The sequence below is a fragment of the Bacillus sp. B28 genome (assembly GCF_029536185.1).
GTDB lineage: Bacteria > Bacillota > Bacilli > Bacillales > Bacillaceae > Bacillus > Bacillus halotolerans.
Genome location: NZ_CP120511.1, coordinates 2,941,050 through 2,954,988 on the forward strand (window position 1 = coordinate 2,941,050; position 13,939 = coordinate 2,954,988).

At 44.2% G+C, this 13,939-nt stretch carries 15 protein-coding genes; 1 reads left to right on the forward strand and 14 read right to left on the reverse strand.

The window, feature by feature from the left end; all coding sequences use genetic code 11:
* Positions 1 to 10: 10 nt before the first annotated feature.
* The 13 genes from motS to P3L57_RS14690 form a co-directional block, all read right to left on the reverse strand.
* The gene (gene motS / locus P3L57_RS14630; RefSeq protein WP_069487056.1) at positions 11 to 739 is read right to left on the reverse strand and encodes a flagellar motor protein MotS; all 729 of its coding nucleotides are present in this window, start codon (positions 737 to 739) and stop codon (positions 11 to 13) included.
* Positions 729 to 1,547: a flagellar motor protein MotP gene (motP, locus tag P3L57_RS14635; RefSeq protein WP_044153831.1), complete on the reverse strand. Its 819-nt coding sequence runs from the start codon at positions 1,545 to 1,547 to the stop codon at positions 729 to 731. Before motP ends, motS begins: the two co-directional genes overlap by 11 nt.
* Positions 1,548 to 1,616: 69 nt before the next feature.
* Positions 1,617 to 2,621 carry a catabolite control protein A gene (ccpA, locus tag P3L57_RS14640; RefSeq protein WP_024122513.1) on the reverse strand — a complete coding sequence of 335 codons (1,005 nt, stop codon included), beginning with the start codon at positions 2,619 to 2,621 and terminating at the stop codon, positions 1,617 to 1,619.
* Positions 2,622 to 2,904: 283 nt separating this feature from the next.
* Entirely contained in the window at positions 2,905 to 3,981 is a 1,077-nt protein-coding gene (locus tag P3L57_RS14645; RefSeq protein ID WP_024122514.1) for a bifunctional 3-deoxy-7-phosphoheptulonate synthase/chorismate mutase, read from the reverse strand.
* Positions 3,982 to 4,215: 234 nt separating this feature from the next.
* Complete coding sequence (gene ytxJ / locus P3L57_RS14650) at positions 4,216 to 4,542, reverse strand: bacillithiol system redox-active protein YtxJ (protein WP_069487055.1); 327 nt, start codon at positions 4,540 to 4,542, stop codon at positions 4,216 to 4,218.
* Between the two features lie 24 nt (positions 4,543 to 4,566).
* Positions 4,567 to 5,022, reverse strand: a complete 456-nt coding sequence (locus tag P3L57_RS14655) for a YtxH domain-containing protein (RefSeq protein ID WP_044153829.1) — start codon at positions 5,020 to 5,022, stop codon at positions 4,567 to 4,569.
* Positions 5,023 to 5,052: 30 nt separating this feature from the next.
* The gene (locus P3L57_RS14660; protein ID WP_024122518.1) at positions 5,053 to 5,472 is read right to left on the reverse strand and encodes a DUF948 domain-containing protein; all 420 of its coding nucleotides are present in this window, start codon (positions 5,470 to 5,472) and stop codon (positions 5,053 to 5,055) included.
* A gap of 162 nt (positions 5,473 to 5,634) precedes the next feature.
* Positions 5,635 to 6,933: a UDP-N-acetylmuramate--L-alanine ligase gene (gene murC, locus P3L57_RS14665; protein ID WP_024122519.1), complete on the reverse strand. Its 1,299-nt coding sequence runs from the start codon at positions 6,931 to 6,933 to the stop codon at positions 5,635 to 5,637.
* Positions 6,934 to 7,179: 246 nt separating this feature from the next.
* Positions 7,180 to 10,053: a DNA translocase FtsK gene (locus P3L57_RS14670; RefSeq protein ID WP_069487054.1), complete on the reverse strand. Its 2,874-nt coding sequence runs from the start codon at positions 10,051 to 10,053 to the stop codon at positions 7,180 to 7,182.
* Positions 10,054 to 10,213: 160 nt separating this feature from the next.
* The gene (gene ytpR / locus P3L57_RS14675) at positions 10,214 to 10,819 is read right to left on the reverse strand and encodes a YtpR family tRNA-binding protein (protein WP_044153826.1); all 606 of its coding nucleotides are present in this window, start codon (positions 10,817 to 10,819) and stop codon (positions 10,214 to 10,216) included.
* A gap of 16 nt (positions 10,820 to 10,835) precedes the next feature.
* Positions 10,836 to 11,645, reverse strand: coding sequence for a DUF1444 domain-containing protein (locus tag P3L57_RS14680; protein WP_024122522.1), 810 nt, complete (start codon positions 11,643 to 11,645; stop codon positions 10,836 to 10,838).
* A 15-nt stretch (positions 11,646 to 11,660) separates the two neighbouring features.
* The gene (locus P3L57_RS14685) at positions 11,661 to 11,984 is read right to left on the reverse strand and encodes a thioredoxin family protein (RefSeq protein WP_010331513.1); all 324 of its coding nucleotides are present in this window, start codon (positions 11,982 to 11,984) and stop codon (positions 11,661 to 11,663) included.
* A 39-nt stretch (positions 11,985 to 12,023) separates the two neighbouring features.
* Positions 12,024 to 12,140: a hypothetical protein gene (locus P3L57_RS14690; protein WP_125825412.1), complete on the reverse strand. Its 117-nt coding sequence runs from the start codon at positions 12,138 to 12,140 to the stop codon at positions 12,024 to 12,026.
* 77 nt (positions 12,141 to 12,217) lie between these two features.
* Here P3L57_RS14690 and P3L57_RS14695 point away from each other — a divergent pair, with 77 nt between their 5' ends.
* Entirely contained in the window at positions 12,218 to 12,664 is a 447-nt protein-coding gene (locus P3L57_RS14695) for a YtoQ family protein (protein ID WP_024122523.1), read from the forward strand.
* 58 nt (positions 12,665 to 12,722) lie between these two features.
* Here P3L57_RS14695 and P3L57_RS14700 read toward each other — a convergent pair whose 3' ends face one another.
* A complete protein-coding gene (locus tag P3L57_RS14700) occupies positions 12,723 to 13,796 on the reverse strand; it encodes a M42 family metallopeptidase (RefSeq protein ID WP_069487053.1) in 1,074 nt (357 codons plus the stop codon).
* Positions 13,797 to 13,939 lie beyond the last annotated feature (143 nt).

Below are 13,939 nucleotides of genomic sequence, written 5' to 3' on the forward strand. Positions count from 1 at the left end.
AAAACGACCTTCACGAAGAGGTCGTTTTTGATTTTTTGATAACGATTTCTACACGTCTGTTTTCCTTCATGTGTTCATTTGTTTTGTTATCCTTTACAGGCTTTGTATCCGCATAGCCAACAGCGATAAATCGTTTCGACGGGAGTTTCTCTTTTGCTGTGAAATATTGAATGACTCCGCTTGCCCGTGCTGCGGATAGCTCCCAGTTGGACGGATACCTGTACGTTGAAATATTTCGGCTGTCTGTATGGCCCTCCACCTGAATATCATTTGGAATAGTCTGAAGAAGCACTGCAATTTGGTGAAGAAGCGTTTCGGCATTTTCCAACACTTTAGTCTCGCCTGAATCAAACAGCACCGCTTCCTGAAGAACGAGCACGACACCGCGTTCATCCCGCTTTGCTGTCATTTTCGCATTCAGCTGGTGCTCTTGAATGTATGTATTCACTTTTTGCAACAGTTGATCCTGCTGATTCTCTTGCTTCTTTGCATCAGCTGACGGCGTGTCTTTTTGATCGATGGCTGTTTGGTCTGGCTGAAGCCCGCTGCCTTCCTTTTGGATTGAGTCCACCGCTGCTTTAAATTTCTGCAGATCGATCTGCGACATCGAAAAAAGTAAAATAAAGAACACAAGGATCAGCGTCACCAGATCTGTAAAGGTGACCATCCAGCCCGAGGATGATTGATTGTTTTTCCCGTTTCCATTCCTTCGTTCAAAGCGGTCTCTTCTAAGCTTCATGTACAGATCCCTTTTTTGTCTTTACTTGACTATGCTGCTTCCGCCATTCTTCCCGAGAACTGAAAACGACGAGCTGGCTTTCCAGATTGCGCGGATTTTTTCCGGATTGTATCCCGATGATACCTTCCACCATCACCTGTTTGATGAAGATTTCACTTTCTGTTTTTTCTTCGAGCTTAGCCGCAATCGGGTTAAATACCATGTTTGCCAGCAATGATCCGTATAAGGTCGTCAAAAGTGCAACAGCCATATTCGGACCGAGCATATCAGGATCATTTAAGTTTTTGAGCATCAGCACCAGCCCGACCAGTGTCCCGATCATGCCCCACGCCGGAGCAAATTCCCCCGCCTTCTCCAAAACACGCCGGCCTTTGCGGTGCCGTTCCTCCATTGCTGCAATTTCTGAATCCATGACAAGCCGAATCGTTTCTTCATCCCAGCCGTCAACCGCCAGAAGCAGCCCCTTTTTCAAGAATGGATCTCTGATTTCTCTGGCCTGGTCATCCAGTGATAAAAGCCCATGTTTTCGCGCATGATCGGAAAGGGATACGAAGGTTTTCACAAGATCTTTTACATTGTCTTCCTGGCGGATAAATGCCTGTTTTAACACAGTGGGCGTTTTTTTCAGCTCTCTCGGCGGAAAACTGATAAAAACAGCGGCGCAAAGCCCTCCTGTTACGATAAAGAAAGAAGTCAGATCTAGAAAAGAGCGGAAACCACTTATTCCCGATCCGGAAATAATTCCAATCACAATAATAATCGTTCCTAACACAAAACCAACAGGTGTAAGATAATCAAAACGTTTCATCATTTCTCCTCACTCATACGAAAAAAGCAAGAATCCACCTTAGAGGTGAAGCTTGCTTTCTTGTTTTTCTTATGACTTGGTTGACTGTCTTAACTCTATGCGATGCGGCAATTCGACAATATGCTCTTCCACCGGCTCTTTATTCATGAGCTTTGTCAGCAGTCTCATGGCAACCGCGCCAATATCATACGTCGGCTGAACTACTGTTGAAAGCTGCGGCCGAACCATCAAGCTTAATCTCGTATTATCAAAGCCGATAATGTCGAGATCCTCAGGAATGGACAGGCCTTGATCCTGTGCGGCATGAATAATGCCGAGCGCCATTTCATCAGTTGCGGAAAGAATCGCTGTCGGTTTTTTGTCCAGGCTCATGAGATGCTGAAGCGCCTCAAGTCCGGAATCATACGTGTAATCACCTTCAGCGACAAATTGTTCATTAAACGGAAGATTCGCCTCTTCAAGCGCCCGTTTGTAGCCTTGCAGTTTCTTTGAGCGGTTGATCGGTTCTGTCATCGGGCCGGAAACAAATGCGATATCAGTATGCCCCTTATCAACCAAAAGCTTCACCGCGTCATAAATCGCCTGCTCGTAATCAATTGCGACTGATGGTGTTTCACCTTGCTCTTCAACAGAAGCGGCAAGCACGATCGGCACTGGCGAACGCTTAAATTCCGCTACATGCTCGTCCGTAATGTTTCCGCCCATAAATACGATGCCGTCGACCTGTTTGCCGAGCATTGTGTTTAATAAGTGCAGCTCTTTCTCCAAGTTTTGGTCAGAGTTGCTCAAAATGATGTTATATTTATACATTGTCGCGATATCTTCAATTCCGCGCGCAAGCTCTGAATAGAAGATGCTTGAGATATCAGGAATGATGACACCAACAGTTGTTGTTTTTTTGCTTGCAAGCCCTCTTGCCACCGCGTTTGGACGGTAGCCGAGACGGTCAATGGCTTCCAAGACTTTCTTTCTCGTTGTCGGTTTTACATTCGGGTTTCCATTCACGACACGGGAAACGGTTGCCATGCTTACATTAGCTTCTCTCGCTACGTCGTAGATCGTAATATTGCTCATCCTAAAACCACTCCTTTTACTGGATACACTTATCCTTATCTATAGCATAAACACTTTATGTAGAGAAATGTCATAATGTCCGAATTTATGTCGTTTATGATTTGTAAGCGTAAGTCAGTAGTCTACATTATTTTTCATTATTCATCAAATTTAAATACTTCTCATGAAATTATACACGTTTTTATAGATGATGAAAACGTATACTTGAGTTTTATAATTAAATAAACGAGAAAGCGCAAAAAAAAAGGCCGCATATGCGGCCTTTTGTATTGATCTCATTCCATTAGGCGTTGACTTTCACCATTGGTTTCAGTTCATTCAGCCATTTTTCGAATTCAGGGATCGCCATTTGCTGAGCAGAGTCAGAAAGTGCGACTGATGGATCAGGATGAACCTCTGCCATTACGCCGTCAGCACCGATCGCTAAAGCGGCTTTAGCTGTCGGAAGAAGGAGGTCGCGGCGGCCTGTTGAATGCGTCACATCAACAAAGACCGGCAAATGCGTTTCCTGTTTCAGAATTGGCACAGCTGAAATATCGAGCGTGTTTCTCGTTGCTGTTTCGTATGTTCTGATACCGCGCTCACAAAGGATAATTTGATCATTGCCTTGTGCCATAATGTATTCAGCTGCATTGATGAATTCCGAGATCGTTGCAGCAAGTCCGCGTTTCAGAAGGACAGGCTTTTTCACGGAACCTGCAGCTTTCAGCAATTCAAAGTTCTGCATATTACGCGCACCGATCTGAATTACATCAATGTAGTCAAGCGCTTCTTCAATATGAGCCGGCGTTACGATTTCGCTGATAACAGCCAGATCAAATTCGTCCGCTACACGTTTTAAGATTTGGAGTCCTTCTACACCGAGGCCTTGGAAATCGTATGGGCTCGTACGAGGCTTAAAGGCTCCTCCGCGGAGAATTTTAATCCCTTGTTTTTTAGCAGCCGCAGCCACTTCCGCCACCTGCTCATAGCTCTCAACCGCACATGGTCCGACGATAAATCTTTGCTGGCCGTCTCCGACTTTTTCACCTTTGATATCAACGATTGTATCTTCAGGTTTTTTCTTACGGGAAACAAGCAGCGCTTTGCTGTGATCTTCCTCCTGAAGCTCTAAACCTGCTTTAAAGATTTCTTTAAAAATGTGCTGGATAGTAGAATTTTCGAACGGTCCGTCATTGTTTTCAATGATTTTATTTAACATTGTGCGTTCTCTGACAGGATCAAAGCGATTGACACCTTGCGCTTCTTTCGCTTTACCGATCTCTTTCACAACATTTCCGCGCTGGTTGATTAATTTTAAAATTTGCAAGTTTAATTCGTCTGCCTGCTGCCTTAGAAGCTCTAATTCTGTGTTGCTCATTTTTTTCATCCTTTCCCTGCACATTCATTTTTTATTTTGTAGTTAACATGCATCTTACTATAAGTAAAACCAAATGGAAATACTGAAATACAAAATTTTTAAAAAAGTCTACTTTATTACCCAAACGCTTTTAAGTGATAAAGTAATGTATGATGCTATCGTACATGATGTGAAGAAAATGATCAATAGTTTTTTTCAAAAAAAAAGCGCCAGATCATATCTGGACGCTTTTTTTTAGGACAGATGCTGCTCAATCGCCGCTTCTGTAATTTGTGAATGTGAGGTATGCCACTTTACTTCACCGCTTTGGATCACGAAAACTTGAGGGCTTTCGTGCTTGACTCCGTATGTTTCTGCGATGAAATTTGACAGGGGCCGTGCCTCTTGTACTTGCAGATAGTAAGCCGGCACTTCTTCATGATGATTTGCAAAGGCATTAAATTCTTGAAATGCGGCTTGGCTGATCGGGCATGTTAAGCTGTGCTTAAAAAACAAGAATGTGCCTTCCTTTTCTGCAATACGCTTAAACTCTTCCTCAGATTGAATTAGCTGTTTTGCCATTAGTCAAGTCTGCTCCTTCCGGGCTCAGCGGTTGATGTGCTCGGCCTGTTTTTGTGCATCTTTCAGCTCGTCTTTTACGTCTTCTTTCGTTTGGAGGACTTGATCTTTTGCTTCGTCAGCCGCCTGCATTGCTTCGTTTTTCATATCTTGCATAGCAGATGATGACTCGGTATTTGCAGATTTTGAACGGTCTCTTAAATCTTTGACCTTGTTCATGATCTGTCCTGACTGATCGGCAACAAGCTGTGTGATGTTAGATGTTTTGTCTTTTGCAATGCTGACATATTGTGTGCCTTTTTCTTTTGCGTCTGCCGTCATTTTATCTGTTTTATCCCGCAGAGCAACAGCTTGATTTCCGAGATCGTCGCGTAGTTCTTTCCCAGATTTAGGTGCTAGGAAAAGCGCAGTGGTGGCTCCGATGATTCCTCCGATTAAAGTACCGATTAAAAAATCTTTACTATTAATTCCATCTTTGCTCATCATTATTCCTCCTCAAAGTGTTTTTCTCTCTTAAAGAGCTGATTTCTTTCGCTTCCACTTCTCCCAAATTTCCATTGCTGCTTGGCTCCAGGTGACAACCTGATTGATTTTATCTTGGTTTTCTCTCACTGATGCCGATACAGACCCTGCCGCCTGCTTCATTGATGTATTGAACTGCTGCACAGAGGTTCCCACCCCTTGAACAGCATGAACGACCGTGTTCAGCTTTTCTGATTTTTCCTGAATATCTTCAGCCAAGCGGTTGGTCTTATGTAAAAGCTCGGCAGTTTCAGTGGTAATGCCTTTCATTTGTCCCTCCAGCCCTTCGAGCGTGGATGCAACATGTTTTAATGTCAGCTGCAGTGACTTTAGTGTTTTAGACAAATAGATCACTAAAACGAGAAATGCTACTGCGATAAGTGCAACGCTTAAATAAAGAATGATAATCATCTTAAACCTCCTTGCTGCAGGATATACTGCTGTTTACCCGATTTGTAAAATCATAAACATATCTGTTGGGCTGTATACATATTATTCTCCATTACATTTGAAAAATCCTTTAAGAGGATGTCTCTTCAGATAAATAAAAAGCAGTGAAATCACTGCTTTTTATTATGCCATGACGTTTTCGTAGGCTCTCATATATTTTTGGATATCTCCTGCTCCCATAAAGATGAGAACGGCTTTATCATGAGCTTTTAAAACAGATGTATCATCTTCTGCAATCAGCTTGGCATTATTAATTTTTCCCTGCAGGTCGCCGATCGTCAGCTTTCCTGCGTTTTCCCGGGCTGACCCGAAGATGTCGCATAAATACACACAGTCTGCCCCGCTCAGGCTTTCAGCAAATTCATCAAGGAATTGCTGTGTCCGCGTAAATGTATGTGGCTGGAATACCGCAACGATTTCACGATCAGGATATTTCTGTCTTGCCGCCTCAATCGTCACTTTTATTTCTGTCGGATGATGAGCGTAATCATCAATTAACACTTGGTTTCCGAGCTGTTTCTCATTGAATCTGCGTTTGACGCCTCCGAATGATTTGAGGCCATGTTTAATAACGCTGGCGTCAATTTCTTCATAATGGCACAACGCGATGACCGCCAATGAGTTCAATACATTATGATGGCCGTACGCAGGAATATAAAATGTGTCATAGAATGTATTGCGGACAAAGACATCGAAAGTTGTCCCTTCTGTGCTTTTTACGATGTTTCTCGCTTGAAAATCATTTTCTTCTCCTGTGCCGTAATAAACGACAGGCACATTTGCATGGATTTTCGGCAGATACTCATCATCCCCGCAGGCAATAATGCCTTTGTTAACTTGAAGAGCCATTTCCTGAAAAGCGTCAAACACATCGTCAATATTTGAGAAGTAATCAGGATGATCAAAATCAATATTCGTCATAATCGCGTAGTCAGGCTGATAGCTTAAGAAATGGCGGCGGTATTCGCACGCTTCAAATACGAAGTATTCGCTGTTTTCATTTCCTTGGCCTGTTCCGTCCCCGATTAAGAAAGACGTCGGTTTTGCGTTTTGGATGACGTGAGCCAGCAGCCCCGTAGTCGACGTTTTACCGTGCGCACCAGTAACCGCGACACTGGTGAATTTTTTCATGTAGTCACCTAAAAACTTATGATAACGAATCACCGGAATTCCGTCAGACATCGCTTTTTCAATCTCAGGGTGCGTGTCTGGGAATGCGTTTCCAGCGATAACTGTCATGCCGGGTTTGATGTTATCCGCGCTAAAAGGAAGAACAGTGATGTTTCTTTTTTCAAGCGCCGTTTGTGTAAAAATGAATTTTTCGATATCCGATCCTTGGACAGTATATCCATTATCATGAAGTATTTGGGCAAGCGGACTCATACCCGTCCCTTTTATTCCAACAAAATGATAAACAGTCATAATTGTACCTCCAACAAACGTCTATCTGTTCCCCAGTATATGACGTTCATTTCAATTTGCGACCGCGGCGGCTGAAAAGCCGCCTGACGGCGTATCCTTATATTTTTTGTTATGTTCAGTATCCGGTTATTTCTTTCCGATTAAACCTGAATATCACGATTTCTATGCCCATTTGCTGTAAAGCGGCATAGCTGTTAAATGCTCTATCCATTATCATACCATGTTTGCTGTGAAAATGAACCTATATTATTCGTTTATTAAATCACTTGCAGTGATCAGCACCTCTCGAGGCTTGCTTCCTTTTGCCTCAGAGATCATACCTTCCGCTTCCATCATATCAATCAGCCTTGCAGCCCGATTATATCCGATTCTGAATCTTCTTTGCAGGCTTGACGTGCTTGCACTGTTTTGCTCAACAACAAATTCGCACGCCTCATAAAACAGCTCATCCTCTTCCTTTAAGGCAGAGCCTTGTCTGACCAATTCTTCCTGTTCGAATAAATAAGCTGGCGGCAGCTGGTTTCTGACATGGGAAACGACACGGTCAATTTCCCGGTCCGATACAAAGTTGCCTTGAAGACGCACCGGTTTTCCAGAACCGTTCTCTAAAAAGAGCATATCTCCTTTGCCGAGAAGTTTTTCCGCACCAGCCATGTCAATGATTGTTCGGGAATCAACCTGGCTGGAGACAGAAAACGCAATTCTCGTCGGGATATTCGCTTTAATCAGACCGGTAATGACATCGACTGACGGACGCTGAGTCGCGACTAGCAAATGGATTCCGCAGGCTCTTGCTTTTTGAGCAATCCGGGCAATGCTTTCTTCTACATCATTTGGAGCTACCATCATCAAGTCGGCAAGCTCGTCAATGACCACAACTAAATACGGCAATTTTTCGCCCGTTTGGTGATCTGAGGTTAATTGATTAAAACGGTCAATATCGCGAACACCGGAATGGGCAAACAGTTCATAGCGGCGCTCCATTTCCTCAACGACCCATTTTAAAGCAGCTGTAGCCGCTTTGGCGTCGGTAATGACAGGGCTGACGAGATGAGGAATTTTGTTGTAAGGCGCAAGCTCTACCATTTTCGGATCAATCAGCAGCACCTTCACTTCACTCGGATCAGCTTTATAAAGCAGACTCACTAAAATCGTATTAATACACACGCTTTTTCCCGATCCTGTAGCTCCGGCAATAAGACCGTGCGGCATTTTCTTCAGATCAATGACAACAGGATTCCCCGAAATATCCAATCCAAGTGCTGCCGTAAGCGGTGACTTGCTCGTCCTAAAAGCAGAGCTGCGAATCATTTGGCGCAAATCAACCACCTTGCTCGTGCGGTTCGGCACTTCAATTCCGATCGTGTTTTTCCCCGGAATCGGCGCTTCTATTCGAATATCTCTGGCGGACAGGCTGAGTTTAATGTCATCAGACAGGTTGGTGATTTTATTCACCTTTACACCCGGTTCAGGGTGTACTTCAAATCTTGTGACTGACGGCCCTTGCGTTACATGTACCACATTGGCCCGAACGTTAAAGTTTTTCAAAGTTAAATCAAGCAGCTGACACTGGTTTTCTATCCACGCAGAATCGTCCTGAACTTGTGCTGGCGGCACATCGAGCAGTGCGACATTTGGGAACACATAGCTTCCGCGGCGCTCCCCTGCTTTTTGCTGTTTATGCGCATCGCTTTTCAGCATCATAACATTAAAAGGAACAGACGGTCCCTTCTGAAGTGCTGGACTTCGTTCAGGATTGTTACCCGACTTCTCGGTTCTGTTCTGCTGTTCTGCTGGGGCCGTGCGTCTTTCACCCGCAGAAACTTCTTCCTCCCGGCTTTCATCCGCCGCAGAATGGGATTGAGAATCCTCTTCTGTGCTATGTTCTGGTTCTGGATAGTCATTTATCTGGGCCGCGGTTGCTTCAGGCTGGCTGTTTTCCTCTATCACTTGAGCTGATGCAGCTTCCGGAATGATTTCTTCGTGAGCAGCTGTATGGCTGTCTGACAGTTCCTCTGCTTCTTGCCCGGCATCTGCCACAGTCTCTTCCTCGTATCGTTCATTATGCAAAAAAGGCTTTTCAAGCTCATGGAATTCCATTTTTTCTGCTGGGGCTGACATGGTGTCAGCAGTTTCTGGAATTTCACGAACGTTTCCTTCGTTGGCTGACGGCTCTTCTGCCTCAGTTTCAGCACCTGTCACAGCCTCTTCCCCATATCGCTCATCGGGTAAGAAATGCTCTTGGTTTTCCGTTTGTTCTGCTTGAGTTGAGGCGGTGTCAGCAGTTTCTGGAACAGCTTCTTCGCGGGCATATCCTTCGTTACCTGACAGCTTTTCTGCTTCCATTTCGGCACCTGTCACAGTCTCTTCCCAAGATTTTTCTTCGCGCAAGAAGGATTCTTCCTGCTGCATATTCATTTGTTTTGTTTCTTCTGACCGCATCTCAGCAGCTTTTGGTGCCATTTTGTCTGACAGCTCCTCTGCGGAGTGCTTTGCCATTGTTTCATTCGTGCTTTTTAGGACGCCAGAAGGCTGTTCTTCGAATCGGTCATATGAAAAGAGAGGCTCCTTCTTCTGTTGCTGCGGCGGCCGGTCCGGCATCGGATAGCTGCGTTCGCGTTCGATTTCTTCTGAAAGCAGCGTTACCTTCTCTTCTGCAGGTTCCGGCTTTTTTTGCACACCTTTTTTTCCCGCAGATTGTTTCGGCACGTCCTTTTTCACAGATGGTTTTTGATTAAATCCATATACAGGCGAAGGTATATTTGTCGGTTTAAAAGGTTTCTTGGCCGGCTCTGATTTTTCATATGTATGATGCTCTTTTTCATTATTTGTACGGTCTCTGTGCTGAGCAGCGCTCGAACGAGGCTCCGCTTGCGGTTCCTCCGATGGCGGGCGGCGCCTTCTCAAATCATTTTTTTGGTATCCGTCAGGCACAACCGGAAAACGGAACTTGCCTTTAGGATATTCGTAATATATTTTAGGATCTTCCATTCGTTTTAATTGTCCTTCGGAGTGATGCGATTCTGACTGTTTCGGAATTTGAGCAGGTTTTGTCTCCCGTTCAGCGTCCTCTTCACTCTCTCCTAAAAACAAATCAAAAAATTTATGAAGCCAACTCATAATTCATCTCTAACTCCCTTATAGTTTTCTGGGACGATTTTTAGTATACCACTGCTTGTCGGCCCAGAAAAGATTAAGCTTTCAGCAAAACAAAGCCGCTAAACAAGGGCTTAGCGGCTTTTTTTACATGATTCGATTTTTTCGGCGCGTTTATGGGAGTCTAAAACTGAAATGCGTCTCCAGCCTCATGGTCTCCTTCTAATACAAGGATTCCTTTTTCAGCCGGAGCGTCAGGCAATGCAAGCTCTTTTGCGGAGCAGATCATTCCGCTCGACGGTACGCCCCGAAGCTCAGCATCCTTAATGACGAGTCCGCTCGGCATTACAGCGCCGACTTTGGCAACGACAACGTTTTGACCTTGATCAACATTAGGCGCGCCGCAAACGATCTGAAGCGTTTCATCTCCTACGTTGACTTTACATACGCTTAATTTATCCGCATTCGGATGTTTTTCTTTTGATTCAACATATCCGACAACAAACTTTGGCGATAAATCAACGACTAATGTTTCTTCAATGCCGTTTCTGTTTAGCATTTCATTCACATCTTGAACGAATGTTTCTGAAAGGGCAACAGGGCCGTTTTCATCAATGGTTAAGTATGAAGACGCGTTAAAGATGTTAAAACCCGTCGTTTCATTTGTTTCGCTATTGAAAATTTTGACGACGTCGCCGTGTTTTTCATAGCCTACTTGCTCGCGCGTTACGTCTTTTAGAGAGATCAGAAGTGTATCTCCCACACCTTCTTTATTATAAAAAGCGTTCATAAGTAAAAAATCCTTTCTAATCCTTTTTCGGACGGCTTTTTGCCAAGATAAACACCGGCTCCAGCTTTCCTTCATTGTACAGGAAAGAAAGCGCCGTAATCGGAACGGTGCCGCCTGCAAAGAAGCTCATCGACATTTGTCCTAAAATATCATACCCTGATTCATTCCGAATGTCAGCAAGTATCAAAACGTCCTGATGCGGAACAGAGATCGCAAGCTCACCTTTAGCATTTTGTTTATACTCATTTAAAATCGCTTCGTTCAGAATCCGGCTGGCGTCGTAACCGTCGTTTGCTCTGAAGAAGTAAAAGAGATTGCCGGCAACTGTATCCTCTTTGACAACCGTCGGCAGAGAGCGGAGGTTAAACGCAGCCGTTTCTCTGATCCGCTCCCTTGTCCAGTTTTCTTTCTCCAGCATGCGCTGATCAATTAAACGATAGGTTTTGCCCAGATCAAGCGCATAGTAAATTCTTGTTTCTGCGGTATGATCGTCATAAATAAGCGGAATCTCTTCGCTGGACTTGTCCGGAAAAGAGGTTGAGCGGATGACCGGATAAATGCGGCTTTCCTTCCCGGTTATTTCCTGCGACTTCCCTTCCATAGCTGTCATGGCTTCTGATACATAGTAAACGATCTCGTCAATGGCTTCGTCTTTTTTCAGTTCCCATTTTGCAATAATCGGCGGCAGGTCGAGCGTAATTCCTTTTTTAGTTGTTTCATCCTCAACACGGAGGGTGTCTTTTTCTCTGTCAAATAAAAAGGAGCGATTCTCGTGCTGAAGGCGCTGTTTCAATATGTCTGACAGCTTCCTTGAGGTCATTTTCAAACCGGATATCCTCCTTTACGCTTTTGCGAGAGAGTCAGTTAAAAACTGTTCAATTTCTTCTTTTGTTTTGCGGTCTTTGCTCACAAAACGATTCACTTCTTTTCCTTCATTAAACACAACAAAGCTTGGAATGCCGTAAATCTCCCACTCTGCGCATGTATCAATAAATTTGTCGCGGTCTACATAGTAGTAAGTGAATTCAGGAAAGTCTGCTTCCAATTCCGGAAGAAAAGGCTCTACAAAACGGCAGTCCGGGCACCAGTCGGCAGAAAACATAAATACTGCCCAATCATCCTTTACCGCTTTTTCCAATTCTTGCGTTGTCTCGATTTTTTTCATCGGATATCCCTCCAGTTGTTTATGTTCTTACATGTTAGTTTATCGATACTCGTCCATTTGGATCATACCAAACTGCTTGCGGCAAAACCACTTATATGCAACGAATGAATATGTAAGATAAGCTTTCCCATTATCATTATCATATTTTATTTGCATTATCAAGCACGTTTCGTTTAACATCTTTTACATGAAGGTAAAATTGACAAATGGTCATACATAAGGAGGGATCCAGTTTGGAGTTTATCGTCTATTTAGCCGGAGAAATCCACAGCAATTGGCGGGAGGAAATAAAGGAGAAAACGAAGTCACTGAAGCTGCCGATTACGTTTGTCGGTCCGATGGAGCATCACGACCGTTCAGACAATATCGGAGAAGAAATCATGGGCGCTCAGCCAAACGCAGTTTATAAGGACGACAAGGCCTCTGATATCAATAACTTCAGAACTGCCGTCTTGATGAATAAAGCCGACTTTGTAATCGCCTTGTTTGGCGAAAAGTATAAACAATGGAACACAGCGATGGATGCTTCCTATGCCATCGCAAAAGGCAAACCCCTGATCATCATTCGTCCTGAATCGCTCCACCACCCATTAAAAGAGCTTTCAAACAAAGCGAATATGACTGTTGAAACGGTGAACCAAGCCATTAAAGCACTTTCCTATGTATTTGAAACAAAATAAGAAAAAAGCTTGTCGACATGGCTTACAAGCCTTGCTCAACAAGCTTTTTCTCCAGATTTTACATATTTTCTTTAATTGCTTCAACTGTCTGCTTGTCACAGGCAGTTACGAGCTTTATCAGCATTTCTTTAGCCGCAGCGTAATCATCAATATGGATAATAGACGCATTTGTATGAATGTAGCGGGAGCAGATTCCGATAACTGCTGACGGAACGCCGCTGTTTGAAATATGCACTCTGCCTGCATCTGTTCCGCCGCCGGAAACAAAGTATTGATATGGAATCTGATGCTTTTCAGCCATATCCAGAACAAATTCTCTCATTCCTCGATGCATGACTGTCGTTCTGTCAAGAATGCGGAGCAAAAAGCCTTTTCCAAGCTGGCCAAATTCATTTTTGTCACCGCTCATATCGTTAGCCGGACTGGCGTCAAGCGCGAAGAACAAATCCGGTTTGATCATATGAGACGCTGTCTGCGCGCCTCTTAAGCCAACTTCTTCCTGAACGGTTGCGCCAGCGTAAAGCGTATTCGGCAGTTCTTTTCCTTGCAATTCCTTCAGCAATTCAATGCTCAATCCGCAGCCATACCGGTTATCCCACGCTTTTGATAATATTTTCTTTTCATTCGCCATAACGGTAAACGGGCATACAGGGACAATTTGCTGGCCCGGTTTAATGCCGATTTTGATGGCGTCTTCCTTATCATCCGCTCCGATATCAATCATCATGTTTTTGATATCCATCGGACGGTTTCGCTGAGCATCTGTTAACAGATGCGGCGGTATGCTTGAAATAACCCCCGGAACCGGGCCGTTATCTGTTTGAATTTCCACTCTTTGCGCCAGCAGCACCTGACTCCACCAGCCGCCGAGCGTTTGGAACCTCAGTAATCCGTTATCTGTAGTGGATGTCACCATAAATCCGACTTCATCCATATGTCCAGCCACCATAATTTTCGGCGCGTCCTCTCCGCCTTTTCTGACTCCGAAAACACTTCCCAGTCTGTCCTGAACGATATCATCGGCATATTTGGCAAGCTCCTGCTTCATAAACGCACGGACCTGATGCTCATTGCCCGGCGCTCCGGGAAGCTGCGTCAGTGTTTGGAAAAGCGCTTTCGTTTCTTGATTCATGTTTTCCCCTCATTTCTATGTAGTTCTTTTATTTTATTAGAAAAAATTCTGTTTTCCAAGCACTCTGATTGAATCTGCTCAATGAGCCGCGTATCACTTAACAGGATTTGGCGGTTTCTGTATAATGAAAGTACGATCAATCA